The following is a 23,300-nucleotide window of genomic DNA, read 5'->3' as shown; positions in this document are numbered from 1 at the left end:
CGGATCAGGAACGCGGGGTGCTGCCGTTCGTGGTGTCGTCCTTCTCCAGCGAAGGAGCGGCCTTCTCCAGCGACGGTGCGGCCTTGTCCATCGACGGGGCGGGGTCCAGCGACGGGGCGAGCTCGGTGAGGGCCGCCGGGGCGTCGAGCGCGGGGGCGTCATCGGTGTCGATGGCGGGGGTGGCGTCCTCGGCAGGGACGGCGACCTTCTCGCGCACGGCGGCCCGCACCCAGGTGGTGACGACACCCTCGGCGATCTCGAGGTCGATCGTGTCCTCGTAGGAGGCGTCGACGACGGTGGCGCGCAGGCCCGAGGTGGTCATCACGACGTCACCGGGCTCGAGTGCGGTCTGCAGCTCCTGCATCTCCTTCTGGAGGCGGCGCTGCTTGCGGCCGGACAGGAAGATCGGGATGAAGAGCAGCAGGATGAGCAGTGGGAACAGCAGTGAGAGGTCCATGTCTCCGTATCTCCGCACGTCGTAGGCCAGACGAGTCTGCCAGCCCGACCTCAGAACATTGCGGGAGGGCCACCCTGGAGCGCCTCCGGCGGCGGAGTGATCCCGAGATGGGCCCACGCAGCCGCGGTGGCCACCCGGCCCCGCGGAGTGCGCGCCAGCATTCCGGCACGTACGAGATACGGCTCACAGACCTCCTCGACGGTACCCGGCTCCTCACCGACAGCGACGGCCAGTGTCGACACACCGACCGGTCCGCCGCCGAACGACCGCACGAGCGCGCTGAGCACGGCGCGGTCGAGCCGGTCGAGGCCCAGTGCGTCCACGTCGTAGACGGCCAGCGCGTCGCGGGCGATCTGGCGGGTGACCTGACCGTCGGCCCGGACCTGCGCGAAGTCGCGGACGCGGCGCAGCAGCCGGTTGGCGATGCGGGGCGTGCCGCGGGAGCGACCGGCGATCTCCTCGGCACCGTCGGGTTGCAGCTCGACCCCGAGTATCGGCGCGGCGCGGCGGAGCACGAGCTCCAGCTCGGCAGGCTCGTAGAACTCCATGTGCGCCGTGAAGCCGAAGCGGTCACGCAGCGGCCCGGTCAGCGCACCGGATCGGGTGGTGGCACCGACGAGCGTGAACGGCGCGATGTCGAGCGGGATGGACGTGGCGCCGGGGCCCTTGCCGACGACGACGTCGACCCGGAAGTCCTCCATCGCCAGGTAGAGCATCTCCTCGGCGGGACGGGCGATGCGGTGGATCTCGTCGATGAACAGCACGTCGCCCGGCACGAGGTTCGACAGCATCGAGGCGAGGTCGCCCGCCCGCTCGAGCGCCGGGCCGCTGGTGAGGCGGATCGAGGCCCCCAGCTCGGCCGCCACGATCATCGCGAGGCTCGTCTTGCCCAGGCCCGGTGGCCCCGAGAGCAGGATGTGGTCGGGCGGGTCGCCGCGGCGCCGCGCGCCCTCGAGCACCAGCTCGAGCTGTTCGCGCACCCGGGGCTGCCCGATGAACTCGGTGAGGTTGCGCGGGCGCAGCGTGGCGTCGACGAGCAGGTCCTCGGGTTCGGCCTCCCCCGTCAGCTCACTCACCGCTCACCCCCACGGGTCACCGGGAGCGTCCCAGGCTGCTCAGCGCGGCGCGCAGCAGGACGGCCGCGTCGGCGTCGGGGGTGTCGGCGAGCGCCTTGTCGACGGCCAGCTCCGCAGGCTTGGCCGTGAACCCGAGCCCGACGAGCGCCTCCACCACCTGGTCGCGCTGCGGGCTCGCGACGTGCGCGAACGTCAGCGCGGACGGCGCGGGGGCGTCGACCTTGTCGCGCAGCTCCAGCACCAGCCGCTCCGCACCCTTGCGCCCGATGCCCGGCACGCGGGTGAGCGCGGTCAGGTCGCCGTCGACGAGCGCGCGGCGCAGCGTGTCCGGGTCGAGCACCGCGATCGTGGCCAGCGCGATCCGCGGGCCGATCCCGCTGACGGTCTGCAGCAGCAGGAACAGCTCGCGCTCGTCGGCGTCGGTGAAACCGAACAGGGTCAGCGAGTCCTCGCGCACCACGAGGGTGGTGGCGAGCCTCGCCTGCTCGCCGCGGCGCAGCCGGGCCAGCGTCGCCGGGGCCGCCTGCACGGCGAGCCCGACGCCCCCGACCTCGACGACCGCGTGGTCGAGGCCGATCTCCAGCACCTCGCCGCGTACCGAACTGATCACGATCGTGTCTCCTTCAGGGCGGCCGCGAGCCGGGCCCGGTGCACCCGCGCCAGCTCGTCGGACCTGATCTTCGCCTGGGCCATCCGGTCGATCATCGGGGCGCGCCAGCAGTGGCAGATCGCCAGCGCCAGCGCGTCGGCGGCGTCGGCGGGACGGGGAGCCTCCGCCAGCCGCAGCACGCGCGTGACCATGGCGGTGACCTGCTCCTTGCCCGCCCGGCCCTCCCCCGTGACGGCCGCCTTCACCTCGCTGGGGGTGTGGAAGGCGACGGGGAGCCCGGCGCGCGCCGCCAGCAGCGCCACGACGCCGCTGGCCTGCGCGGTGCCCATGACCGTGCGGACGTTGTGCTGGCTGAACACGCGCTCGATCGCGACGACGTCGGGGCGGTACTGCTCGATCCACCGCTCGACGGCGCCGCCGAGCGCGAGCAGCCGCTGCTCGATCGGAGCGTCGGACGGAGTGCGCACGACGTCGACGGCGACACAGTCGACCGCGCGGCCGCCGGCCCCGTCGACCACACCGAACCCGCACCGGGTCAAACCCGGATCGACCCCGAACACCCGCACTGATCCACCCTCCGCGACCGCGTTCTCGCGCGAACAGCTCCTCGCGCGAACAGCCGTTCGAGGGGGAAGGCTACCGGCGTGCCGTCGCGGGGGCGGCAGGGGCGCGCCGGGTCAGGTCCGATCGGAGACGACGAGCTCCCGACCCTCGGGATCGGTGACCCTGATGTAGTCGCCCCAGCCCTCGTGGACGGGATCGCTCACCGTGGCGCCCACCGCCCGCAACTGCACGACGGTGGCGGCCAGGTCCGCGCAGGCGAACGTCATCGGGTACTGCGGGTCGGGCTCTCGACCGAAGTCCTTCGCGGCATCGAGCACCAGCGTCGATCCGCCCTCGGGCGGCGCCACCTCCACCCACCGCGCGCCGGGCCACATCTCGGCGTCGGTGTGCGCCGTGAAGCCCAGCTTCTCCACGAAGAACGCCCGCATGACGTCCTGGTCGGCGACAGCGAGGATGGCCGTCGCGATGCGACCGATCCCGGGGGTGGTCACTGCACCGCTCCCGGCAGGGTCTGCGACAGGCTGAACCAGTTGCCCGAGTCGTCGCGCAGCAGCGCCTCCACCCCGTAGGGCCGCTCGACGGGTTCCTGCGTGAAGACCACGCCGCGTTCGGACAGCTCCTCGTAGGTCCGGCGGCAGTCGTCGGTGGCGAGCACCCCCGGGCCGAGCACGCCCTTGGCCACCAGCGCGCGCAGCTGCTCGGCCGTCCCCGCATCGTGGCCCATGCCGCAGTCGGCGAGGATGATCTCGACGTCGGGCTGCTCCGGCGGGCTCACGGTGAGCCAGCGGAACCCCTGCCCGGCCCCCTCGAACTCCGCGCCCATGGTGACGTCGGTGTGCAGGGTGAAGCCCAGCTTCCCGACGTAGAACTCCTTGGCCCGCTCCTGGTCCAGCACGTAGATGCAGGCGTGTGACATGCGCGTGATCATGCGGTGCAGGCTAGGACGGTGGCCGCTGCGGCTGCTTCTCCCCGATTGCGGGATCGGTGGGCCGTGGCCGCCCCCATGCCTTCGCGAAGCAGCCGGGCACGGGGAGCGCGCCCCGCTCGGCGTGCGTGCGGCGGTACTCCGTCGGCGAGGCCCCCACCAGCTCCGAGAACGTGGCGCTGAAGGAGCCGAGGCTGGAGAACCCGACGGCGTGGCAGACCTCGGTGACGGTGAGGTTCGCCGAGCGCAGGAGGTCCTGGGCTCGCTCGATGCGCCGTCGGGTGAGGTACTGCCCGGGTGTCTCACCGAACGCGGCCCGGAAGCCGCGCGCGAAGTGGAACCGGGAGAACCCGGCGGCGGCCGCCATCGCGTCCAGGTCGAGTGGCTCGGCGAAATGGCGGTCGATCAGATCGCGCGCGCGGCGCAGGTGGAACACGGCAGGTACCGCCGGTCCGGTCATGGCCGTCATTCTCGCGGACGGAACCCGATTGCGGTGCATGTGATGATCGGCCGATGAGCGACGACCGACAGCGACGTCTGGCTGCATATCGGGCCGCGAAGAAGACACTCCGGCGCGACCCGACGGAGGCCCCGCTCGGCGCGGCGCTCTCCCAGCTGTCCGCCGGCGTGGCGGCGGTGCACGACACCGACGCCGCGACCGACGAGTACGGCGACGGCATCGTCGAGGTGCTGGAGGAGCGGGTGGCCACGCTGCTCGGCTTCCCGGCCGCCGCCTACTTCCCCACCGGCACGATGGCCCAGCAGGTCGCACTGCGCGCCTGGGCCGGCCGCACCGGCAACCCCGTGGTGGCACTGCACCCGCTGGCCCACCCGGAACTGCACGAGGCCGAGTCGCTCACGACGGTCTGCGGGTTGCGCACCGTCCACACCACCGATGCCGCGCGGCTCCCGACACCCGCCGAGGTGCAGGGCATCGGTGAGCCCTTCGGCACGCTCATGCTGGAGCTGCCGCTGCGGGAGGCCGGCTTCATCCTGCCCACGTGGGACGAGCTCGTCGCCACCGTCGAGGCCGCCCGGGAGCGCAAGGCGACGATCCACTTCGACGGCGCGCGGCTGTGGGAGTGCACCGCGCACTTCGGTCGCGGGCTCGCGGAGATCGCCGGGCTCGCCGACAGCGTGTACGTCTCGCTCTACAAGTCGCTGGGCGCGATCTCCGGCGCCGTGCTCGCGGGCCCCCAGTCACTGGTGGACGAGGCCAAGGTGTGGCGGCATCGCTACGGCGGCCGGCCCTACCAGCAGTACCCCGCCGTGGTCTCGGCACTGCTGGGCCTGGACCGCGAGCTGCCCCGGCTGCCGTCCTACGTCGCCCAGGCGCGGATGGTCGTGGACGTGCTGCGCGAGGAGCTCACGGAGCTGGTGCCGTGGTTCCGCATCGCCCCGGAGACGGCGCACACCCACCAGTTCAAGGTCTGGCTGCCCCACGCGTCGACGGTGCTGCGCGACGCCGGCGTGGCGCAGGCGGAGGAGACCGGCGTCGTGCTCTTCCGCGGCTGGTGGAGCTCGGGCGCGATGGCGCCGCCCGGCATCGCCGTGACCGAGGTGACGGTGGGCGCCGAGGGGCTGGACTGGTCGGCCGAGGACGTGCGGGCGGCGGTTCGCGACTTCGTGGCGCGGCTGCCCTGACCCTGTGCCGGGGTGGCGCTGGGCACCCCGGCACCACGGCGCCAACCGCTTGGCCACGGCGCCGACGTCGGGACGTCGGCGCGGTGGCCATCAGGTTGGCGCGGTGGATCAGTGGGCCGCGTCGTCCCAGCTGCGCCCGTAGCCCACCGACACCTCGAGCGGGACCGACAGCTCGGCTGCCGCCGCCATCTCGCGGCGCACCAGCGTCTCGACGACCTCGCGCTCGTCGGCGGCGACCTCGAGCACGAGCTCGTCGTGCACCTGCAGGAGCATGCGGCTGCGCAGGTTCTCGGCCTTCAACGCGCGGTGCACGCCGAGCATCGCGACCTTGATGATGTCGGCGGCGCTGCCCTGGATGGGCGCGTTGAGTGCCATCCGCTCGGCCATCTCCCGCCGCTGCCGGTTGTCGCTGGTGAGATCGGGCAGGTAGCGGCGGCGACCCATGATGGTGGCGGTGAAGCCCTCCTTGCGGGCGACGTCGACGACGCTGCGCAGGTAGTCGCGCACCCCGCCGAAGCCCTCGAAGTAGTCGTCCATCAGCGCGCGCGCCTCTTCGGTGGTGATGCGCAGCTGGTTGGACAGCCCGAACGCCGACAGCCCGTAGGCCAGGCCGTAGTTCATCGCCTTGATCTTGGCGCGCTGGGCGCCGCTGACGTCGGTGGCCTCGACCTTGAAGACACGGGCAGCCGTCTCGGCGTGGAAATCGTGCTGCGAGCGGAACGCCTCGATCAGCGCGGTGTCCTCCGACAGGTGCGCCATGATCCGCATCTCGATCTGGCTGTAGTCGGCCGTCATGAGCTCGGAGTACTCGGGGCCGACGATGAAGTTCTCGCGGATGCGCCGGCCTGCCGCCGTGCGGATCGGCACGTTCTGCAGGTTGGGCTCCGTGGACGACAGCCGCCCGGTGGCCGCGATCGTCTGGCTGTACGTGGTGTGGATGCGGCCGTCGTCGGCGACCGACTTGAGCAGGCCCTCCACCGTGACCTTGAGCCGCGTGGCGTCGCGGTGGACGAGCAGGTGCGACAGGAACTCGTGGCCGGTCTGCTCGAACAGCGTCTGCAGGGCGTCGGCGTCGGTGGTGTAGCCCGTCTTGGTGCGCTTGGTCTTGGGCATGTTCAGCTCGTCGAACAGCACCACCTGCAGCTGCTTGGGCGAGCCGAGGTTGATCTCCTTGCCGATCACCCCGTACGCGGACTGCGCGGCGTCCTTGACCTGCGCCCCGAACTCCGACTCGAGCGCGGAGAGCGCATCGATGTCGACGGCGATGCCGGACTGCTCCAGCTCGGCCAGCACGAACTCCAGCGGCAGCTCGAGCTCGGCGAGCAGCTCGCTGCCACCCCGCTCCGCGAGCTCGGCGTCGAGCGCATCGGCCAGCTCCGACACCGCCGATGCGGCGACCATCTGCGCGCCGGCGCGCTTGGCGTCGGCCTCCTCCTCGCCGGAGAGGCCGTCGTCGCCCTCCAGGAGGGAGAGCTGGCCCGTCTCGACCTCACCATCCACGCGCAGCTCGCGGCGCAGGTGGCGCAGCGTGAGATCCGCCAGGTCGAACGTGCGCTGCCCGGGCCGCGACAGGTACGCGGCGAGCGCGGTGTCGCTCGTGAGCCCCCCGAGCGTCCAACCGCGTCCGCGCAGCGCGTGCAGCGCCGACTTGGCGTCGTGGGCGGCCTTGGGCACGGCCGGATCGGCCAGCCACGCGCCCAGTGCCGCCTCGTCCTCGGGGGTGAGCGTGGTGACGTCGAGGTAGGCGGCCTGCGGCACCCCGGCCGTGGCGCCCGCCGCCCTGGCCTCGACGGTGGGCTCGCCCGCGGCCAGGCCGATGCCGGCGAGATCACCCGAGGTGGCGCCGCCGGTGATGCCGTAGAACGACAGCCCGACCCGGCGCCCGTCGCGGGTGTGCTCATCGAGCCAGGTACCGATCGTGCCCGGCTCCAGCGCACCGCCCTGCACCTCGATGCCGCCCTCGGCCTCGGGCTCCGCGCTCTGCAGCGTGGCGAACAGCCGCTCGCGCAGCACCCGGAACTCGAGCTCGTCGAACAGGCGGTGGACCGCGTCGCGATCCCACGGCCGCACCTCGAGCTCGGCGGGCCCGGCGTCGAGCGGCACGTCGCGGACGAGCTCGGTGAGCTGCCGGTTGAGCATCACGCCGGCGAGGTGGGCCCGCAGCGCATCGCCCGCCTTGCCCTTGACCTCGTCGACGCGGTCGATGAGATCACCCAGCGAGCCGAACTCGCGCACCCACTTCGCGGCGGTCTTCTCCCCGACGCCCGGGATGTTGGGCAGGTTGTCGCTGGGGTCGCCGCGCAGCGCCGCGAAATCGGGGTACTGCGCCGGGGTGAGCCCGTAGCGCGTCATCACCTCGGCGGGGTCGATGCGGGCCAGATCCGACACCCCGCGCTTGGGGTAGAGCACCGTGACGCTGTCGCTGACCAGCTGGAACGCATCGCGATCGCCCGTGGTGATGAACACCTGGTAGCCGTCGGCCTCCGCCTGCGTGGCCAGCGTGGCGATCAGATCGTCTGCTTCGAAGCCCGCCACCCCGAACTCGGGGATGGCCAGCGCGCGCAGCACCTCCTTGATGAGGTCGACCTGGCCGCGGAAATCATCCGGCGTGGCGCTGCGGTTGGCCTTGTACTCGGTGAACCGCTCCGACCGGAACGTCTTGCGCGAGACGTCGAAGCACACCGCGAGGTGGGTGGGCTGCTCGTCGCGCAACAGGTTGATCAGCATCGACGTGAACCCGTAGACCGCGTTGGTGGTCTGCCCCGTGCCCGTGCGGAAGTTCTCCGCAGGCAGCGCGAAGAAGGCGCGGTAGGCCAGCGAGTGCCCGTCGAGCAGCATCAGCCGCTTGCCCGTGGACGAGCCTCCCGACGGGGTGGCGGCGGACGGGGCGGCGGAAGACGTTGTGGTGCTCATCGGGGGCGAGTCTAGGACCGACCCCCGACAGTTCCGTGAGCGCGGTTACACCAGCACGCACCCCGGCCCGGGGCTGTTCACGCACACCGTCGGGGGCTGACGCACACCGTGGACGGTGTGCGTGGACCCCTCACGATGTGCGCGAGATCGTTGCCGACCCGGCCGCCGGACCGCGGCAGGCCCGCTACCTGCGGCGCACCGCCGGGCACGTGGTCCGGAAAACTCCCCCGCCCGTCCGGGAACGCTATGCCGGTCTCACCCGTTCCTGGGGGGACAAGCCGCGACAAGAGTCCGGTACGTCCCGTTATGCTCGGCCGCGCTCGGCCCGGGAACGGGTCGCAACCGCGCACCACCAACAGATTCGGAGCAGTCCGTGAGCGTCAGCCTCACCAAGGGTGGAAACGTCAGCCTCACCAAGGAGGCCCCCGGCCTGACGAACGTCGTCGTCGGTCTCGGCTGGGACGTCCGCACCACCACCGGCACCGACTTCGACCTCGACGCCTCGGCGATCGTGCTGGGCGCCGACGGCAAGGTCCTCTCCGACAAGCACTTCGTCTTCTTCAACAACCTCACCACGCCCGACGCCACCGTCGAGCACACCGGCGACAACCTCACCGGTGAGGGCGAGGGCGACGACGAGCAGGTCAAGGTCAACCTGGCCGGGCTGGCCGCCGACGTCGACAAGATCGTCTTCCCGGTCAGCATCTACGACGCCGAGTCGCGCTCGCAGAGCTTCGGCCAGGTGCGCAACGCCTTCATCCGGGTCGTCAACGCCGCGGGTGGGGCCGAGATCGCGCGCTACGACCTCACCGAGGACGCCTCCACCGAGACCGCCATGGTCTTCGGGGAGCTCTACCGCAACGGCGCCGAGTGGAAGTTCCGCGCCGTCGGCCAGGGTTACGCGTCGGGCCTCACGGGCATCGCGCGCGACTTCGGCGTCAACGTCTGAGGTCGGTCTCGTGGCCATCGACTACAGCAAGCGGCCCCAGAAGAGCGCGCCGCCCGAGGCGGCACCGGCAGCGGCACCGACTCCGCCACCTCCGGCGGCAGGCGGCGGAGTATCGCTGTCCAAGGTGACGCTGACGAAGGCCGCGCCGAGCGTCTCGCTCACCAAGCGCGGTGGCGCAGGCGGTCAGCTGCGGGTGAACCTGCAGTGGAGCACCGGCGCACAGCCCGCGAAGACGGGGCTGTTCGGCAAGCGGCGCAACTCCGGCGGCGTCGACCTCGACCTCGCCTGCCTGTGGGAGTTCACCGACGGCAGCAAGGGCGTGGTGCAGGCGCTGGGCAACGCGTTCCAGGCCCCGTACCGCGGCGCGCCGATCATCCGGCTCGACGGGGACGATCGCTCCGGCTCCAACGTCGGCGGCGAGAACATGTTCATCGACCTGTCGCGCATCAACGAGATCAGGCGAATCCTGGTGTTCGCCTTCATCTACGAGGGTGTGCCGAACTGGGCAGCCGCTGACGGCGTCGTCACGCTGTTCCCGGCGGTGGGTCCGGAGATCGAGGTCCGCCTCGACGAGCACGACTCCGGCTCCCCGACGTGCGTCATCGCCATGCTGGAGAACCAGCGGGGCGAGCTGGTCGTGAACCGGGAGGTCCGCTACATCCGTGGCGGGCAGTCCGATGTCGACCGTGCGTACGGCTGGGGGATGGATTGGACACCAGGCCGTAAGTGACCCGCGGGAGTTCGTCCCGCTGGCGGCCACAGCGAAGTGGCGTACGACGAGAGGAACTCACCGTGCGGCATTTCGACTACTTCACCGCGCCCGAAAGTGCGGCGCTGTTCGAGCTGCCACCGGAGCAGATCCCCCGCAACAGCGGGATCGAGCTGCTCTCGGTGGCGCTCGGCGCCACGCTCTACATGCCGGCCGACCGGCCGTCGCTGGCCGCCGACATCACCAAGCAGGCCGCGGCAGGCGCCACGTCGGTGGTGGTGTGCCTCGAGGACTCCATCGCCGACGAGAGCGTCGCCGAGGCCGAGTGCAACCTCGTCGACGCCGTGCAGATGCTGCACGCGGGCGAGTTCCCGGCCGACGCGCTCCCGTTGCTGTTCATCCGGGTCCGCGAGCCTGCGCAGATCCCGGCGCTGGTCACCAGGCTGGGCGCGGCGGTCCGCGTCATCGACGGGTTCGTGCTGCCGAAGTTCTCCAGCGCGAGCGGTCCGGAGTACCTGCGCGCGCTCGACTTCGCCGACCGCTCGGCGGGCACGACGCTGCTGGCCATGCCCGTGCTGGAGTCCGGCGCGGTGCTCTACGCCGAGACGCGTGCTGCCGAGCTCTCCCGGCTGCGCATCCTGTTCGACGCCGAGCGGCACCGCATCCTCGCGCTGCGCCTGGGCGCCACCGACCTGTGCGCGCTCTACGGGCTGCGCCGCTCGCCAGAGCTGTCGATCTACGACATCAAGGTGGTCGCCGACCTCATCGGCGACATCGTCAACGCGCTGGGCCGCGCCGACGGCACCGGGTTCACCATCACCGGGCCGGTCTGGGAGTACTTCGCCGCCCCCGAGCGCATGTTCAAGCCGCAGCTGCGGCGCTCGCCGTTCGACGAGCACAACGAGCCGGAGCTGCGCGGCCGGCTGGTGCTGCGCGCCATCGACGGCCTCATCCGGGAGATCCAGCTCGACAAGGCCAACGGCCTCACCGGCAAGACCACCATCCACCCCAGCCACGTCGCCGTCGTCAACGCGCTGTCGGTGGTATCGCTCGAGGAGTACCGCGACGCGTCCGACGTGCTGTCGGCCGGGCGGGGCAGCGGCGTGCTGGCCTCGGTGCACGGCAACAAGATGAACGAGATCCGCCCGCACAGCGCGTGGGCCACCGCCACGCTGCGGCGCTCGCGGGTGTTCGGGGTGGCCGCCGACGGCGTCTCGTTCGTCGACCTGCTGGCCGCGAGCCTGCCCCGATGACCGCCGTCACGGCCGCCGGCTCGCTCGTCGAGCGGTTGGGGGTGCAGCTGCACCCCCTTCCCGGCGGGGCCGATGCCCGGGAGCTGCTGGGCCTCGCCCTGCGCCGCAACCCGCGCCGCGCGCAGCTGCTGGTGTCGCGGGTGCTGGGCAAGCACATCCCCACCGATCCGCTGCTCGTGCGCGGCTCCGGGCTGCTGCTGGGCGGGCTGGTGGCCGACGTGCTGGCCGGCCGGGCACCCCGCGAGCTGCCCGTCGCGCTGCTGCACGCGGCGGTGCGGGGCGAGCCAGGAGCCGCCCGCGCGTTGCACGACGGTGCGGCCCCGCCGGAGGTGCCCCCGCCCGATGTTCTCGTCCTCGGCTACGCCGAGACGGCCACCGCGCTGGGCCACTGCGTCGCGGAGGGCCTGGGCGGCGCCGACTACCTCCACTCCACCCGACGTCCGGTGGCCGGGTACCGGTCCGCGGGCGGCTTCAGCGAGGAGCACTCGCACGCCACCGAGCACCTGCTGCTGCCCGCCGACCCCGCGCTGCTGCGGGGCGGGCGACCCCTCGTGCTCGTCGACGACGAGCTGAGCACCGGGCGCACCGTGCTGAACACGATCAGGGCGCTGCACGCCACGGCTCCGCGGGAGCGCTACGTGGTGGCGACGCTGGTCGACGCCCGGGGAACCGACACCACGCTCGTGGACGGGGTGCGCGCGCTGGGCGCCCGGATCGACGTGGTCGCGCTGTGCCGGGCGGCCGTCGAGCTGCCCACCGACATCGCCGAGCGGGCCACCGCGCTGCGCGCCGAGATCGATGCCCACGAGGCCGGGCCGACACTGACCGGGGCGACACCCACGGAGCCGGCCCTGGTCGAGCTGGACTGGCCGACCGGTGTCCCCACGGGCGGCCGGCACGGTTTCCGGCTCGCCGACCACACCGCGCTGGCCGCGTCGTTGCCCGCGCTGGCAGCCGCGCTCGCCGACGCGGCCGGGATGCGCCCCGGGGAGCGGACGCTGGTGCTGGGCACCGAGGAGCTCATGGCACTGCCGCTGCGGCTGGCCCAGACGCTCGCCGACGCCGGCCACGACGTCCGGTTCTCCACCACCACCCGCTCCCCGGCCGTGGTCGCCGCCGTGCCCGGCTACGCCCTGACCAGCGGCGTCACCTTCCCCGCCCACGACGATCCCGCCGACGGTCCCGGTCCCCGCTACGCCTACAACGTCGCCGGGGCGTGGGATCACGTGCTCGTCGTGGTCGACCCGCCCGCCGACACTCCCGCCCTGCGCAGCGGTCTGATCGCGGCACTCGCACCGCACACCGCACGGACGACGATCGTGGTGACACCCTCATGACCACTCCGGCTCCACTGCGTGGCCCGGCCTTCGGCAGCTACGCACCCGACGAGGTCGGCTGGCTGCTCACCGACCTGTCCGGCGTCGCGCTGGAGGCGCCCACCGAGGAGCGCGAGGAGGCCGTGCAGAGCGGCGGAGCGCACTACGCCGAGTCGCTGCCGCACGAGTACCAGCCCGACGCCGCCTACCTCGACCTCTACCGCTCCGCGCTGGCCGCATCGGCCCCGCGGCTGGCGCAGGCCGTGGGCACCGTCACCGAGCTGGTGCTGGCCGAGCGCGGCCACGACGTCGTGCTCGTATCGCTGGCGCGCGCCGGCACGCCCGTCGGGGTGCTGCTGCGCCGCTGGGCCGCGGCGCGGCACGGGTTGGACCTGCCGCACTACGCCGTGTCGATCGTGCGGGGGCGGGGCATCGATCCGCTCGCGCTGCGCCACCTCGCCGAACACCACGATCCGGGCCGCGTCGTGTTCGTCGACGGCTGGACGGGCAAGGGCGCCATCACCCGCGAGCTGGCCGCCGCGCTGGACGTGCACGCGGTCCGCACCGGGCAGCGGTTCGACCCCGACCCGGCGGTGCTCGCCGACCCGGGCCGCTGCGTGCGCACGTTCGGCACGCGCGAGGACTGGCTCATCGCGTCGGCCTGCCTGAACTCGACGGTGTCCGGGCTCGTCTCCCGCACGGTGCTGAACGAGACCCTGATCGGGCCCGGCCAGTACCACGGCGCCAAGTTCTACGCCGAGCTCGCGGCCGCCGACGTCTCCGCGGGCTTCCTCGACGCCGTCACCGCAGAGTTCCCCGGGGTCCTGGACACCGCGGCCCCGGTCGACCGGGAGCCCGACTTCGCCGGCTGGGACGCCGTGTCGCGGATCGTCGAGGACTACGGCATCGGCGACCCCAACCTCGTCAAGCCCGGCGTCGGGGAGACCACCCGCGTGCTGCTGCGCCGCGTGCCGTGGAAGGTGCTGGTGCGCGCGGGTGCGCCGGCCGCGGACCTGGCGCACGTGCGCCTGCTCGCCCGGCAGCGCGGTGCACCCGTCGAGGAGGTCGACGGCCTCGCCTACAGCTGCGTCGGGCTCATCCACCCCCACTACACCCGCGGTGCCACCGGTGCCGACGGACTGGCGGCGGCCCGATGAGGGGCCCGGTCGTCTGCCTCGACCTCGACCGCACCGTCATCTACTCCCCCTCGGCACTCGGGCTGACCATGGCCGACGCCGACGCACCCCGGTTGCTGTGCGTGGAGCTCTACCAGGGCGTGCCCCTGTCGTTCCTCACCGAGGTGGGCGCCGGTGCGCTGCGGGCGCTGCAGGAGGTGGCCACGGTCGTGCCCACCACCACGCGCACCCTCGAACAGCTCGCCCGCGTGCACCTGCCCGGCCCGCCCGCGCGCTACGCCATCGCCGCCAACGGCGGGCACCTGCTCGTCGACGGCATCCCGGACGGTGACTGGGCCGCCACGGTGCGCTCCCGGCTCACCGCGTGCGCACCGTTGGCCGAGATCGCCGGGCACCTGCAGCAGCACAGTGGGCCTGCCGTGCTGAAGCTGCGCACGGCGAGTGACCTGTTCGCCTACGCGGTGGTCGACCGGGCGGCGCTGCCGCAGCCCTGGATCGACGAGCTGACGGCGTTCTGCGATCCGCGCGGCTGGACGGTGTCGGTGCAGGGCCGCAAGGTCTACGCCGTGCCGAAGCCGCTCACGAAGTCCGCTGCGGCCCGCGAGGTGGTGGCCCGCTGCGGTACTGACCGGCCCGGGGGCGCCACACTCTACGCTGCCGGGGACTCACTGCTCGACGCCGACCTGCTCGCCGCGGCCGACGTCGCCATCCGACCGGCGCACGGCGAGCTCGCCGACGCCGGCTTCACGCTCGAGCACCTGGCCGTCACCGCCAGCACCGGGGTGCTCGCCGGGGCCGAGCTGGTGCAGTGGCTCCACCACCGGGTGACCGCAGCCGAAATGTCTGTTTCTGGCACGCTGTAACCGACGTACGACGAAAGGACACCACCCCATGGCCCTGTGGGACCAGCTCAAGGATCGCGTCCGCGACATGAGCGCCAACACCAAGACCCAGGTCGGCAAGTTCAAGAACAAGGACTTCGCGAAGGCGTCGATGGCGATGTGCGCGCTCATCGCCGCGGCCGACGGGCACATCGACGCCGAGGAGCGTCGCAAGACCGCCGGTTTCATCAGCAGCAACGACGTGCTGTCGGTCTTCTCTGCCTCCGAGCTGCTGGAGCACTTCAACTTCTACTCGTCGAAGCTGGAGAGCGACTACGACTTCGGCAAGGTCGAGGCCATCGCCACCATCGGCAAGCTCAAGTCCAAGCCGGACGCCGCGCGTGCGGTGATCTCCGTGGGCATCATCATCGGCGGCGCCGACGGCAACTTCGACGACGACGAGAAGAAGGCCGTGCGCGAGGCCTGCAACGCCGTGGGCATCGCGCCCAGCGAGTTCGACCTCTGACAGGCGCCTGACGCGCGAACGGCGCCTCCGCTCGAGTCGATCGAGCAGGGGCGCCGTTCGCGCGTTCGGACCGGTATCAGAGATGGCCCGCCGTGGCCGGCAGCAGGTCCTGGAAGGTGCGGCCCGATGCGATCGCGCCGATCGCCGTCATCGTCCAGTCCCCCGCCGCACCGCGGCTGACCTTCGCCATGATCTGGGCGTTGTGGCGCCCGGATCCGGTGAGGTCGTAGCGGGCGAGCTCCTCGTTGCTGCTGTCGTCCACGAGCCGGCAGAAGGCGTTCTCGATCTGCGAGAAGTCCTGGCCGGTGAACGAGTTGACCGTGAACACGATCTGCGTGACCACGGGCGCGAGGCGCCCGAGGTCCACGATGATCGACTCGTCGTCACCGTCACCGTCGCCGGTGAGGTTGTCGCCGGTGTGCTGCACCGACCCGTCCTTGCTCGTGAGCTGCCGGAACCACACCGCGTCGACGAGGTTGTTGCTCGCGTCGAACAGCAGCGCGGACGCATCGAGGTCGATCGACTGCGAGCGCGACCCGAACAGCCCGCGCTTCTTGACCGCGTCCCAGCCGAGCCCCATGCGGACGCGGCTGAGGGTGCCTCCGCCCCGCTTCGCGAGCGAGACCTTCTGACCCTTCGTCATGCTGACGGACACGCGCATTTCCCTTTCGCCGTGGGACGGTTCGCTGGTTCGAGCGGTGACGTGCCGGACCGATCAGCTCTACGAGTGGTGTTCGGCCTTCTCGGCTGCCAGCTCGTCGGCCGTCTTGTGGGTGTCGATGCCCTCGGCCGCGAGCCGCCGGTTGCGCACGATGCTCGACAGGAACGCCGCACCGATGAACGCGACGCCGATGAGGCCGGTGACGATCTCGTCGACGTGGAAGCCGATGCCCAGCAGCAGGATGATCGACAGCGCGCCGATCGCCCAGTGGGCGCCGTGCTCGAGGTAGACGTAGTCGGCGAGCGTGCCCTTGCGCACCAGGAACACCGTGAGCGACCGCACGAACATGGCGCCGATCAGGCCCAGGCCCAGCGCGATGAGGATCGGGTCGGTGGTGATGGCGAACGCGCCGATGACACCGTCGAAGGAGAACGCGGCGTCGAGCACCTCGAGGTAGAGGAACAGGAAGAACCCGGCGCGCCCGGTGGCCTTGGCCAGCTGCGACGGGCCGCTGCTGGTGCGGATGTCACCGTCGCCGTCCTCGTCGGGGTCGGCCGACTGGTCGAAGAAGTCGCCCAGGCCGTTGACCAGCAGGTAGGTGATCAGACCCAGCGAGCCGGCGATCAGCACCTTCGGCAGCTCGTCGGGAGCGGCCATCGTGTTGGCGAGGATGACGAGCACCGCGATGGCGAGCACGATCGAGAGCCGGCTGAGCTGGCCGATCTTGGCCAGCGGGACCTCGAGCCAGCGCAGCCACTTGACGTCGCGCTCCTCGAACGTCCAGTCGAGGAACAGCATGAACAGGAACATGCCGCCGAAGGCCGCGATCTCGGGGTACGCGTGGTCGAGCAGGGCGGCGTAGGACGTGGGGTCCGACATCGGACGCTGCTCCAGCGCGAGCGTGAACGCCTCGACCGGGTTCAGGTTGGCCGTGACCCCCACGATCAGCAGCGGGAACACCAGCCGCATGCCGAACACGGCGATGATGACGCCGATGGTCAGGAAGATGCGCTGCCAGTAGGCGTCCATCCGCTCGAGCACGGTGGCGTTGACCACCGCGTTGTCGAACGACAGCGAGATCTCCAGGATGCCCAGGATCGCGCAGAGGATCAGCCCCTGGACACCGCCGTAGAGAAACGCTGCCACCAGCGCCACGGCGGTGACGGCATAGGACGCGCCGAATATCCGAAGGTTCATGTCCCCTGTTCCTGTTGTTCCGTGGAGCTCCCCGACCGCACTGCGGTTTTCCGGGGCCACCGTAGTACGCGGGTGATCTCTGCCGGAACGGCGCCCGGTACGCGCCGTTTGCGACCAGTCTGCCCGGAAAGTCCCGCGCGCGTCGCGAGGCGACGAAACGGTCACATCCCGGCGGACAGCACCTCCACGGAGCGGGCGCCGCCGACCGCCGCGCTCACCCCGTAGACCGGGATGACCTCGGGCGGGGCGCCACCGTCCTCGATCGACGTGGAGTGGGTGCGGCCGATGACCCGGAACCGGCCGCCCGGTTCGAGGCATCGCACGCGGTACTCGACGTCCGGGCCGCCCGAGGCGCTCCACGAGATCCGCACCGACCCGCCCGCGATCCGCTCGGCCCGGACCTGGGTGGGCGCCTGGGTGGTGGGCGACTGGGACCCGGCCGTGGCCGGCGGCGCCGCCACGGGCGCACGGGCGGTGGCCGGCTGTGCGGTGCTACGCGCTGCTTTCCGGTACACCGGCCGGGTTGCGGCGGCGGGCGTGACCGGGTGCGCGGGCGCAGGCGCCGCATCGGATCGCATCTCGGCCGAGGTGCGGCCGGGCTGCAGCGCGGCCACGGCGTAGACGGGCGCCTCGGCGCCGGGTGGGGCGCCGCCGTCCTCGATCGAGGTGCCGGCGACCCGACCCAGCACCTGCCACGAGCCGTCGGGGCGCTGCCGGCTCACCCGGTAGCTGACCTCCGGCGTCACCGAGGGCGCCCAGAGCACCATCACGACATCACCGCGGGGGTCGCGCACGGCGTTGACCCAGGCCGGCGGGGCGAGCGGGATGCGCTCGAGCGCGGTGCGCGCGCCCTCGTGGTCGGCGCAGTCGGCGAGCACGGCGAGCAGCACCCGCACCCGGTCGGCGGCCGGGCCGGACTCGGCCGCCGCGACGGCGCGGTCGGCGTCGGCGACGACCCGGCGGGCCTCGGCGAGTCGGGCTTCGAGGTCGGGCCCAGCGCTGTCGGTGGCGGTGCGGGCGAGGTGTTCCAGGTGCTCCAGCGCCTCGGCGTACCGGCGGCCCGCCAGGGCCGCCTCGACGGCCCGGCGGCGCAGCTCGGCGTCGGCCAGCACGGCGTCGATCTCGTCGGCGACGGCCCGGATCGGCCGCGCCGCCGCGCCTCCCGGGTCGGCGGCCAGCCTCCCGGCCTCCTCGACCAGGCGCCGCGCCTCCCGCGGCCGACCGGCCCGCAGCGCCGCCCTGGCGGCCTTGAGCGGCTCCTCCCACTCCCGGGTGCGCGGCGGCGACAGCGGCGGCGGTGGGGATGGGGACGTGCGCTGCGGGCGGGCGTCCTCGATCGTGGTGCCCAGCTCGGCCGCGAGCGCGACGAGCACGGCCACGGCGCGGCGCTCGTCGAGCCCGCGGTCCTGCGCCTCGGCGAGCAGGTGGGCGTGGTCGTCGGCGACGAGCCGGTCCTCCACGAGCACCGCGGCGCGCACCCGGGGCCGCAGGAACTCGGTGACGTCGGCGGCGACGGCGTCGAGGTAGACCTCGATGGCCACGCGGCCCGGTTCGAGCAGCTCCTCGACGTGCACGAGCAGCTCGTCGACCACCGCACGCAGCCGGTCGGGCGGCAGCTCACGCGCGCGGGACCGCCACGCGGACGCCCCCGCCCGGACCTGCTCGGGTGAGGACCCGGGGGCCAGTCCGAGCAGCGCGAGCAGGGTGGGCGGCGCCGGGACGTCGGTGAGGCGGCCGAACTCGTCGAGCAGCGAGCGGATCTGCAGGCGCCGCGACGCGCTGATGCCGGGTTCGCGCGGCGCGGGCTCCGGCACCGCGTCGGGGGCCAGGTCGATCACCTTGTGGCGGCGCAGCCGAGCGGCCACCTCCGCCTTGTCCAGCCCCGCGAGGGCGCCGATCTCGTCGAGGCCCTCGACCTTGTCGCGCGGGATGGCGCCGTAGCGCTGCACGAGCCGCGAGACCGCGGCGTCGAGCAGCTCGTAGCGGGCGGAGTCGCGCTGCTCGCGCTGCAGCCGCACGCGCGCCGCCGCCAGCTGCCGCGCCGCCGCCGTGCGGAGCTCGGCGCTGCGCTCGACGTGGCCCTCCACCAGGGACGCCACGAGCACGCGGTACTTGGGGTGATCGCGCTGGCGCTGCCAGAAGCCCCACACCTCGTCGATGCGCGCCGCGACGTCGGCATCGTCGAGCTGTCCGTCCGCCGCCGCGTCGAGGGGCAGGTCGTAGAGCTCGAACGCGTCGGAACCCTCCGGGCCACCCCGCTTCTCCACGGCGGCGAGGACGCGCTTGCGGTAGTCGTTGGGGTCGAACGGGGGCAGCCCGGTCACGCCGGCCTACTCACGGCGACGCGTCCGGCCGAGCTGGTCGCGCTCGCGCGCCACCTCGGCCTGCGACAGCGTGGCGCCGGTGGTGGCGGTCAGGGTGAGCGGCAGGTCGGCGTCGACGTGGTAGGCGGTGACGTGCAGGACGCCGTCGAAGCCCATCTCGAAGGTGACCCGCACCTCGCTGCCCTCGTCGTAACCCGGCGGGATGCCGGTGATCTCGCCGACGATCAGGACCTTGGCGTCCTCGGGGCGGCTCGACTCCGCCTGCCCCTGCTGCTCCACGACCGTCAGCTGGATGACCTGCTGGTCGGGGCGGATCGTGCCGTAGGAGCGGCTGGTGCGGATCGGGAGCCGGTCGTTGCGGTGCACCAGCCACGACGTCTCCAGCCGGCCGCCCCCGGAGTCGACGGCAAGCACGCCGAAACCGCGGGAGACGACCGTGTCGACCTGGATCTCGACAGCGCGGCGCACCTGCACCAGCGGCACCCCGTAGGCGTCGGCGACGCGGCGGCAGGAGGCGTCGAGGTCGGCCGATGCGGCGTCCTCGAGCGGGGTGCCGTCGCGCAGCCTGCCGCGGGTGCGCAGGTCGGCGGCGACCATGCGCTCGAGCTCCTTCTTCTCCCCGAACAGCGCGGCGCCGCGCGCCACCGCGAGGTCGGGGTCGTGCAGGCGCGGGTCGAGCTCCAGCTCGCGGCGCAGCGCCTCGGCCACCGCCGGCATCCGTGACGAGCCGCCCACCAGCAGCACCTTGTCGACGCGGTGGACGCCGCGCCGGGCGGCCTCGGCCAGGCAGGCCCGGGTCAGGTCGACCGTGCGGCGCAGCAGCGGCGCGGTCATCTCGGTGAGCTCGGCGCGGGTCAGCCGCACGGTGGAGCGGGCACCGTCGTGGGCGACGATGACGTCGGTGTGCTCCGCGTCGGACAGCTCGTGCTTGGCGCGCTCGGCCGCGAGCACGAGCGCCTGCGCGCCGCCCGAGTCGTCGAGGGGATCCTCGGCGTTCGGGTTCTCGGCGCAGAACGCCCGGGAGAGGTGCAGCGCGATGCGCTCGTCCCAGTCGGCGCCGCCGAGCTGATGGTCGCCCTCCACGGCGAGCACGGAGATGCGCCGGTCGGCCAGCTCGATGACGGTGGCGTCGAAGGTGCCGCCGCCGAGGTCGTAGACGAGGACGGTCTCCGTGGGTGCCTTCGACATCTCCAGGCTGCCGTCGAGGCGCCCGAACCCGTAGGCGAGCGCGGCGGCGATCGGCTCGGACAGCACGTCGACGACGTCGAGGCCGGCGTAGCTGCCCGCGAGCACCGTGGCGCGCCGCTCCTCGTCGCCGAAGTAGGCCGGCACGGTGATCACCGCGGCCGTCGGCTTCTCCCCGTCGGCGAAGGCCGCGTCGGCCGCCAGGCTCTTGAGGATCAGCGCCGAGACCGCGGGTGCCGACCAGCCCTTGCCGTGGGCGACGAACCGCCACTCGGCATCGCCCATCCGGCGCTTGACCAGCGCGCACACGTGCTCCGGGTCCAGGCGGGCCTCCCGGCGCGCGCCCTCCCCCACCACGTGTTCACCCGGCGACGCGAACAGCACGACCGAGGGTGTCGTCGGCGCGCCGGACATGCCGGTGAGCACCTGGGGCAACCCGTCGGGCCCCGTGCGGGCGATGGCGGAGTTCGTGGTCCCGAGATCGATTCCATGGACGGCCACGGCACGAGCCTATCCAGAACCCATAGGGTGGCCGTGTGCCGGATCCGACGCTTCAGGAGATTGCGGACAAGGTCGACGACGTCGCACGGATGCTCACGCGCCAGGCGGCCACGCTCGGCAGGCTCGCCGAGCCCAAGGCGGTCGTCGACACCCCGGACGGGCCGCTGCTCGTGGAGCTGCACGCGCTGCTCGTCGACACGCTGACCTGCGCCGGAACCGCCAGAACCCGCCGGGAGCGGCAGGCGTTCGAGGCGATCGGGGCCGGGCTGGACCGGCTGCTCGCCGGCCGGGGCGCCACCGTGGTGGCACCGGCGGCGGGGGAGCCGTTCAGCGGCACGACCATGGAGGCCGTGGAGGTGGTGGCCACCGCCGACCCCGAGCAGGACCGCACCGTGGCGGAACTGCTGATCCCGGGGCTGCTGGTGGGCGGGCGGTCACTGCGCCCGGCGCGGGTGGCGGTGCGACGCCACCGCCCCACCTGACGACGCCCCGCCTGACGACTTACGCGTCGACCTCGGCCATGACGTCGTCGGAGACGTCGAAGTTGGCGTAGACGTTCTGCACCTCGTCGCTGTCCTCGAGCGCGTCGATGAGCCGGAACACCTTCTTGGCGCCCTCGGCGTCGAGCTCGATCTGCATCGACGGCAGGAAGGTGGGGTCGGCCGAGTCGTAGTCGATGCCGGCCTCCTGCAGCGCGGTGCGCACCGGGATCAGGTCGGTGGCCTCGGAGACGACCTCGAAGCTCTCGCCGAGGTCGTTGACCTCCTCGGCGCCGGCGTCGAGCACGGCCAGCAACAGGTCGTCCTCGGTGAGCGCGGCCTTCGGGACGATCACCACGCCCTTGCGGCTGAACAGGTACGACACCGAGCCCGGGTCGGCCATCGCGCCGCCGTTGCGGGTCATGGCCGTGCGCACCTCGGTGGCGGCCCGGTTGCGGTTGTCGGTGAGGCACTCGATCAGCACCGCGACACCGTTGGGGCCGTAGCCCTCGTACATGATCGTCTGGTAGTCGGCCCCGCCGGCGTCGAGACCGGACCCGCGCTTGACGGCGCGGTCGATGTTGTCGTTGGGGACCGAGCTCTTCTTCGCCTTCTGGACGGCGTCGAACAGCGTCGGGTTGCCGTCCAGATCACCGCCGCCCATGCGGGCGGCCACCTCGATGTTCTTGATCAGCTTGGCGAACATCTTGCCGCGCCGGGCGTCGATGACGGCCTTCTTGTGCTTGGTGGTAGCCCATTTGGAGTGGCCGCTCATCGCCCTAATCCCTTCCCGTACTGAAATCCACTCGATGTTACCGGCGCCGCACTCATGCGCCCCGGCGCCCCGGGGACCCGTCGTTCTGGACTGCTCCATTCGGAGTGGTGGTGGACGCGATCCTGCACAACGCGTCGAGCGTGGCAGTGGTGGGCAACAGCAGCGGGCTCATCCGCTACCGGCTCGCCCGAGCAACTGAGGGTACCCTCAGTTGAGGTGTGGTGGACTGCGTCCATGCCGTCCCCCGCGACCGCGCCTGCCGGCTTCGTCCGCAGCCGGCTCTTCGTCAGTTCGACGATCACCGAGATCGAGCAGGTCACCCCGCACATGCGGCGGATCCGACTCGCCGGACCGCGCCTGGAGGGCCTCTCCTGGATCCCCGGCCAGCAGATCCGCGTCGAGGTCACCGACTTCGGTGCCGCCATCCGGCGGCTGCGTCCGAACGAGGCCGTGCGCACCTACTCGATCTTCGACGGCGACCCGGTCGCCGGGTCACTCGATCTCGTCGTGGCCCAGCACGAGGGCGGGGACGGGCCGGGGGCCGCGTGGGCGCGCGCCGCCGCCGTCGGGGACGCGGTGTGGTTCATGCGCCCGCAGGGCGACTTCACCGCCGTCGCGGGCGCGGCCTGTCACCTGTTCGCCGGCGAGGAGACCGCGTCGGTCGCGTTCGCCGCGATCCTGCGCTCGCTACCGGCCGCCGCCACCGTCCACGGTGTCGTCGAGGCGGCCACCGCGGCCGACCACCTGCCCCTCCCCCGTCCACTGACCCGGATCGAGCGGGGCACGGCGTCGGCGGTCCGGTCCCAGCCACTGGTGGACGCCGTACGAGCACTCGACCTGCCGGCCACCCCGGGCGTCGCGTACCTGGCGGGTGAGGCCCGCACGATCCAGGAGGTGCGGCGCCACCTCGTCGGGGACCGCGGCTGGAACCGGCGCGACGTGCGCACCAAGCCGTTCTGGACACCGGGCAGGCGCGGGATGGAGTAGGGCGAGGCCCTCCGGGAGTACGCCTTGCAGGAAAGCCACTTTCCTGCAACGTCGTTGCGGGAAAGTGGCTTTCCTGCAACGTGGGGATCGGTGCCCCGGCGGCGCGACCCGCCGGTGACGGCGCCAACGCGTTGGCCTCGGCGCCAACGAATTGGCCTCCGCGCCGATGTCGGGACGTTGGCGCGGCGGCCAACTGGTTGGCGCGGTGGCCCGCCCCGGGCGCCTCAGAGGGTGTTGTCGAACCTGGGTGATCAGTCCGTGAGGTCTTCTGCTAACCGGCGGGCGGCCTCGG

At 72.5% G+C, this 23,300-nt stretch carries 23 protein-coding genes; 10 read left to right on the top strand and 13 right to left on the bottom strand.

The window, feature by feature from the left end; all coding sequences use genetic code 11:
* Positions 1–4: 4 nt before the first annotated feature.
* The 7 genes from yajC to ACFPFQ_RS45895 all read right to left on the bottom strand — a co-directional run bounded on the left by yajC (position 5) and on the right by ACFPFQ_RS45895 (position 4,092).
* Positions 5–457: a preprotein translocase subunit YajC gene (yajC, locus tag ACFPFQ_RS45925; protein ID WP_379629611.1), complete on the bottom strand. Its 453-nt coding sequence runs from the start codon at positions 455–457 to the stop codon at positions 5–7.
* A gap of 50 nt (positions 458–507) precedes the next feature.
* Complete coding sequence (ruvB, locus tag ACFPFQ_RS45920; RefSeq protein WP_379629610.1) at positions 508–1,533, bottom strand: Holliday junction branch migration DNA helicase RuvB; 1,026 nt, start codon at positions 1,531–1,533, stop codon at positions 508–510.
* 16 nt (positions 1,534–1,549) lie between these two features.
* The gene (ruvA, locus tag ACFPFQ_RS45915; protein WP_379629609.1) at positions 1,550–2,143 is read right to left on the bottom strand and encodes a Holliday junction branch migration protein RuvA; all 594 of its coding nucleotides are present in this window, start codon (positions 2,141–2,143) and stop codon (positions 1,550–1,552) included.
* On the bottom strand, positions 2,140–2,709 hold the full coding sequence (ruvC, locus tag ACFPFQ_RS45910; protein ID WP_379629608.1) for a crossover junction endodeoxyribonuclease RuvC: 570 nt from the start codon (positions 2,707–2,709) through the stop codon (positions 2,140–2,142). The genes ruvA and ruvC overlap by 4 nt, the downstream gene beginning before the upstream one ends.
* 111 nt (positions 2,710–2,820) lie before the next feature.
* Positions 2,821–3,198, bottom strand: coding sequence for a VOC family protein (locus ACFPFQ_RS45905; protein WP_379629607.1), 378 nt, complete (start codon positions 3,196–3,198; stop codon positions 2,821–2,823).
* Complete coding sequence (locus tag ACFPFQ_RS45900; RefSeq protein WP_379629606.1) at positions 3,195–3,635, bottom strand: VOC family protein; 441 nt, start codon at positions 3,633–3,635, stop codon at positions 3,195–3,197. Before ACFPFQ_RS45900 ends, ACFPFQ_RS45905 begins: the two co-directional genes overlap by 4 nt.
* A gap of 10 nt (positions 3,636–3,645) precedes the next feature.
* Positions 3,646–4,092, bottom strand: a complete 447-nt coding sequence (locus ACFPFQ_RS45895) for a helix-turn-helix domain-containing protein (RefSeq protein WP_379629605.1) — start codon at positions 4,090–4,092, stop codon at positions 3,646–3,648.
* 53 nt (positions 4,093–4,145) lie between these two features.
* Between ACFPFQ_RS45895 and ACFPFQ_RS45890 the strand changes: the two genes are divergently transcribed.
* The gene (locus ACFPFQ_RS45890; protein WP_379629604.1) at positions 4,146–5,276 is read left to right on the top strand and encodes a threonine aldolase family protein; all 1,131 of its coding nucleotides are present in this window, start codon (positions 4,146–4,148) and stop codon (positions 5,274–5,276) included.
* Between the two features lie 108 nt (positions 5,277–5,384).
* On the opposite strand, the gene polA is transcribed toward ACFPFQ_RS45890, so the two are convergent.
* Positions 5,385–8,189, bottom strand: a complete 2,805-nt coding sequence (polA, locus tag ACFPFQ_RS45885; RefSeq protein ID WP_379629603.1) for a DNA polymerase I — start codon at positions 8,187–8,189, stop codon at positions 5,385–5,387.
* A 373-nt stretch (positions 8,190–8,562) separates the two neighbouring features.
* Between polA and ACFPFQ_RS45880 the strand changes: the two genes are divergently transcribed.
* From ACFPFQ_RS45880 to ACFPFQ_RS45850, 7 genes are all read left to right on the top strand, one after another.
* Positions 8,563–9,138 carry a TerD family protein gene (locus ACFPFQ_RS45880; RefSeq protein ID WP_379629602.1) on the top strand — a complete coding sequence of 192 codons (576 nt, stop codon included), beginning with the start codon at positions 8,563–8,565 and terminating at the stop codon, positions 9,136–9,138.
* Between the two features lie 10 nt (positions 9,139–9,148).
* Positions 9,149–9,868, top strand: coding sequence for a TerD family protein (locus ACFPFQ_RS45875; RefSeq protein ID WP_379629601.1), 720 nt, complete (start codon positions 9,149–9,151; stop codon positions 9,866–9,868).
* Between the two features lie 62 nt (positions 9,869–9,930).
* Entirely contained in the window at positions 9,931–11,100 is a 1,170-nt protein-coding gene (locus tag ACFPFQ_RS45870; RefSeq protein ID WP_379629600.1) for an HpcH/HpaI aldolase/citrate lyase family protein, read from the top strand.
* Complete coding sequence (locus ACFPFQ_RS45865) at positions 11,097–12,437, top strand: phosphoribosyltransferase family protein (RefSeq protein ID WP_379629599.1); 1,341 nt, start codon at positions 11,097–11,099, stop codon at positions 12,435–12,437. The genes ACFPFQ_RS45870 and ACFPFQ_RS45865 overlap by 4 nt, the downstream gene beginning before the upstream one ends.
* Positions 12,434–13,573 carry a cysteine protease StiP family protein gene (locus ACFPFQ_RS45860; RefSeq protein ID WP_379629598.1) on the top strand — a complete coding sequence of 380 codons (1,140 nt, stop codon included), beginning with the start codon at positions 12,434–12,436 and terminating at the stop codon, positions 13,571–13,573. Before ACFPFQ_RS45865 ends, ACFPFQ_RS45860 begins: the two co-directional genes overlap by 4 nt.
* A complete protein-coding gene (locus ACFPFQ_RS45855; RefSeq protein WP_379629597.1) occupies positions 13,570–14,415 on the top strand; it encodes an HAD family hydrolase in 846 nt (281 codons plus the stop codon). Before ACFPFQ_RS45860 ends, ACFPFQ_RS45855 begins: the two co-directional genes overlap by 4 nt.
* Before the next feature lie 28 nt (positions 14,416–14,443).
* A complete protein-coding gene (locus tag ACFPFQ_RS45850; protein ID WP_379629596.1) occupies positions 14,444–14,899 on the top strand; it encodes a tellurite resistance TerB family protein in 456 nt (151 codons plus the stop codon).
* A gap of 76 nt (positions 14,900–14,975) precedes the next feature.
* Here ACFPFQ_RS45850 and ACFPFQ_RS45845 read toward each other — a convergent pair whose 3' ends face one another.
* The 4 genes from ACFPFQ_RS45845 to ACFPFQ_RS45830 all read right to left on the bottom strand — a co-directional run bounded on the left by ACFPFQ_RS45845 (position 14,976) and on the right by ACFPFQ_RS45830 (position 20,767).
* The gene (locus tag ACFPFQ_RS45845) at positions 14,976–15,560 is read right to left on the bottom strand and encodes a TerD family protein (protein WP_379629595.1); all 585 of its coding nucleotides are present in this window, start codon (positions 15,558–15,560) and stop codon (positions 14,976–14,978) included.
* Positions 15,561–15,620: 60 nt separating this feature from the next.
* Positions 15,621–16,757, bottom strand: coding sequence for a DUF475 domain-containing protein (locus tag ACFPFQ_RS45840; protein WP_379629594.1), 1,137 nt, complete (start codon positions 16,755–16,757; stop codon positions 15,621–15,623).
* Positions 16,758–16,918: 161 nt separating this feature from the next.
* Complete coding sequence (locus ACFPFQ_RS45835; protein WP_379629593.1) at positions 16,919–19,081, bottom strand: hypothetical protein; 2,163 nt, start codon at positions 19,079–19,081, stop codon at positions 16,919–16,921.
* Positions 19,082–19,087: 6 nt separating this feature from the next.
* Complete coding sequence (locus ACFPFQ_RS45830; protein ID WP_379629592.1) at positions 19,088–20,767, bottom strand: Hsp70 family protein; 1,680 nt, start codon at positions 20,765–20,767, stop codon at positions 19,088–19,090.
* Between the two features lie 35 nt (positions 20,768–20,802).
* Here ACFPFQ_RS45830 and grpE point away from each other — a divergent pair, with 35 nt between their 5' ends.
* Positions 20,803–21,249, top strand: coding sequence for a nucleotide exchange factor GrpE (grpE, locus tag ACFPFQ_RS45825; protein ID WP_379629591.1), 447 nt, complete (start codon positions 20,803–20,805; stop codon positions 21,247–21,249).
* 19 nt (positions 21,250–21,268) lie between these two features.
* Here the strand turns inward: grpE and ACFPFQ_RS45820 are convergent, their stop codons facing one another.
* A complete protein-coding gene (locus tag ACFPFQ_RS45820; protein ID WP_379629590.1) occupies positions 21,269–22,021 on the bottom strand; it encodes a YebC/PmpR family DNA-binding transcriptional regulator in 753 nt (250 codons plus the stop codon).
* A 234-nt stretch (positions 22,022–22,255) separates the two neighbouring features.
* Between ACFPFQ_RS45820 and ACFPFQ_RS45815 the strand changes: the two genes are divergently transcribed.
* The gene (locus ACFPFQ_RS45815) at positions 22,256–23,008 is read left to right on the top strand and encodes a siderophore-interacting protein (RefSeq protein ID WP_379629589.1); all 753 of its coding nucleotides are present in this window, start codon (positions 22,256–22,258) and stop codon (positions 23,006–23,008) included.
* Positions 23,009–23,300: the final 292 nt, after the last annotated feature.

It is taken from the genome of Pseudonocardia sp. GCM10023141 (assembly GCF_042653605.1).
Note: the sequence above shows the minus strand (reverse complement) of the source record. Positions and strands in the feature narration are given on the sequence as shown.

Excerpts from the sequence above, each read along its gene's own strand:
- yajC (WP_379629611.1), bottom strand. The coding sequence starts at position 457 with ATGGACCTCTCACTGCTGTTCCCACTGCTCATCCTGCTGCTCTTCATC.
- ACFPFQ_RS45900 (WP_379629606.1), bottom strand. The coding sequence starts at position 3,635 with ATGATCACGCGCATGTCACACGCCTGCATCTACGTGCTGGACCAGGAG.
- ACFPFQ_RS45895 (WP_379629605.1), bottom strand. The coding sequence starts at position 4,092 with ATGACCGGACCGGCGGTACCTGCCGTGTTCCACCTGCGCCGCGCGCGC.
- ACFPFQ_RS45890 (WP_379629604.1), top strand. The coding sequence starts at position 4,146 with ATGAGCGACGACCGACAGCGACGTCTGGCTGCATATCGGGCCGCGAAG.
- polA (WP_379629603.1), bottom strand. The coding sequence starts at position 8,189 with ATGAGCACCACAACGTCTTCCGCCGCCCCGTCCGCCGCCACCCCGTCG.
- ACFPFQ_RS45865 (WP_379629599.1), top strand. The coding sequence starts at position 11,097 with ATGACCGCCGTCACGGCCGCCGGCTCGCTCGTCGAGCGGTTGGGGGTG.
- ACFPFQ_RS45860 (WP_379629598.1), top strand. The coding sequence starts at position 12,434 with ATGACCACTCCGGCTCCACTGCGTGGCCCGGCCTTCGGCAGCTACGCA.
- ACFPFQ_RS45855 (WP_379629597.1), top strand. The coding sequence starts at position 13,570 with ATGAGGGGCCCGGTCGTCTGCCTCGACCTCGACCGCACCGTCATCTAC.
- ACFPFQ_RS45850 (WP_379629596.1), top strand. The coding sequence starts at position 14,444 with ATGGCCCTGTGGGACCAGCTCAAGGATCGCGTCCGCGACATGAGCGCC.
- ACFPFQ_RS45845 (WP_379629595.1), bottom strand. The coding sequence starts at position 15,560 with ATGCGCGTGTCCGTCAGCATGACGAAGGGTCAGAAGGTCTCGCTCGCG.
- ACFPFQ_RS45840 (WP_379629594.1), bottom strand. The coding sequence starts at position 16,757 with ATGAACCTTCGGATATTCGGCGCGTCCTATGCCGTCACCGCCGTGGCG.
- ACFPFQ_RS45820 (WP_379629590.1), bottom strand. The coding sequence starts at position 22,021 with ATGAGCGGCCACTCCAAATGGGCTACCACCAAGCACAAGAAGGCCGTC.
- ACFPFQ_RS45815 (WP_379629589.1), top strand. The coding sequence starts at position 22,256 with ATGCCGTCCCCCGCGACCGCGCCTGCCGGCTTCGTCCGCAGCCGGCTC.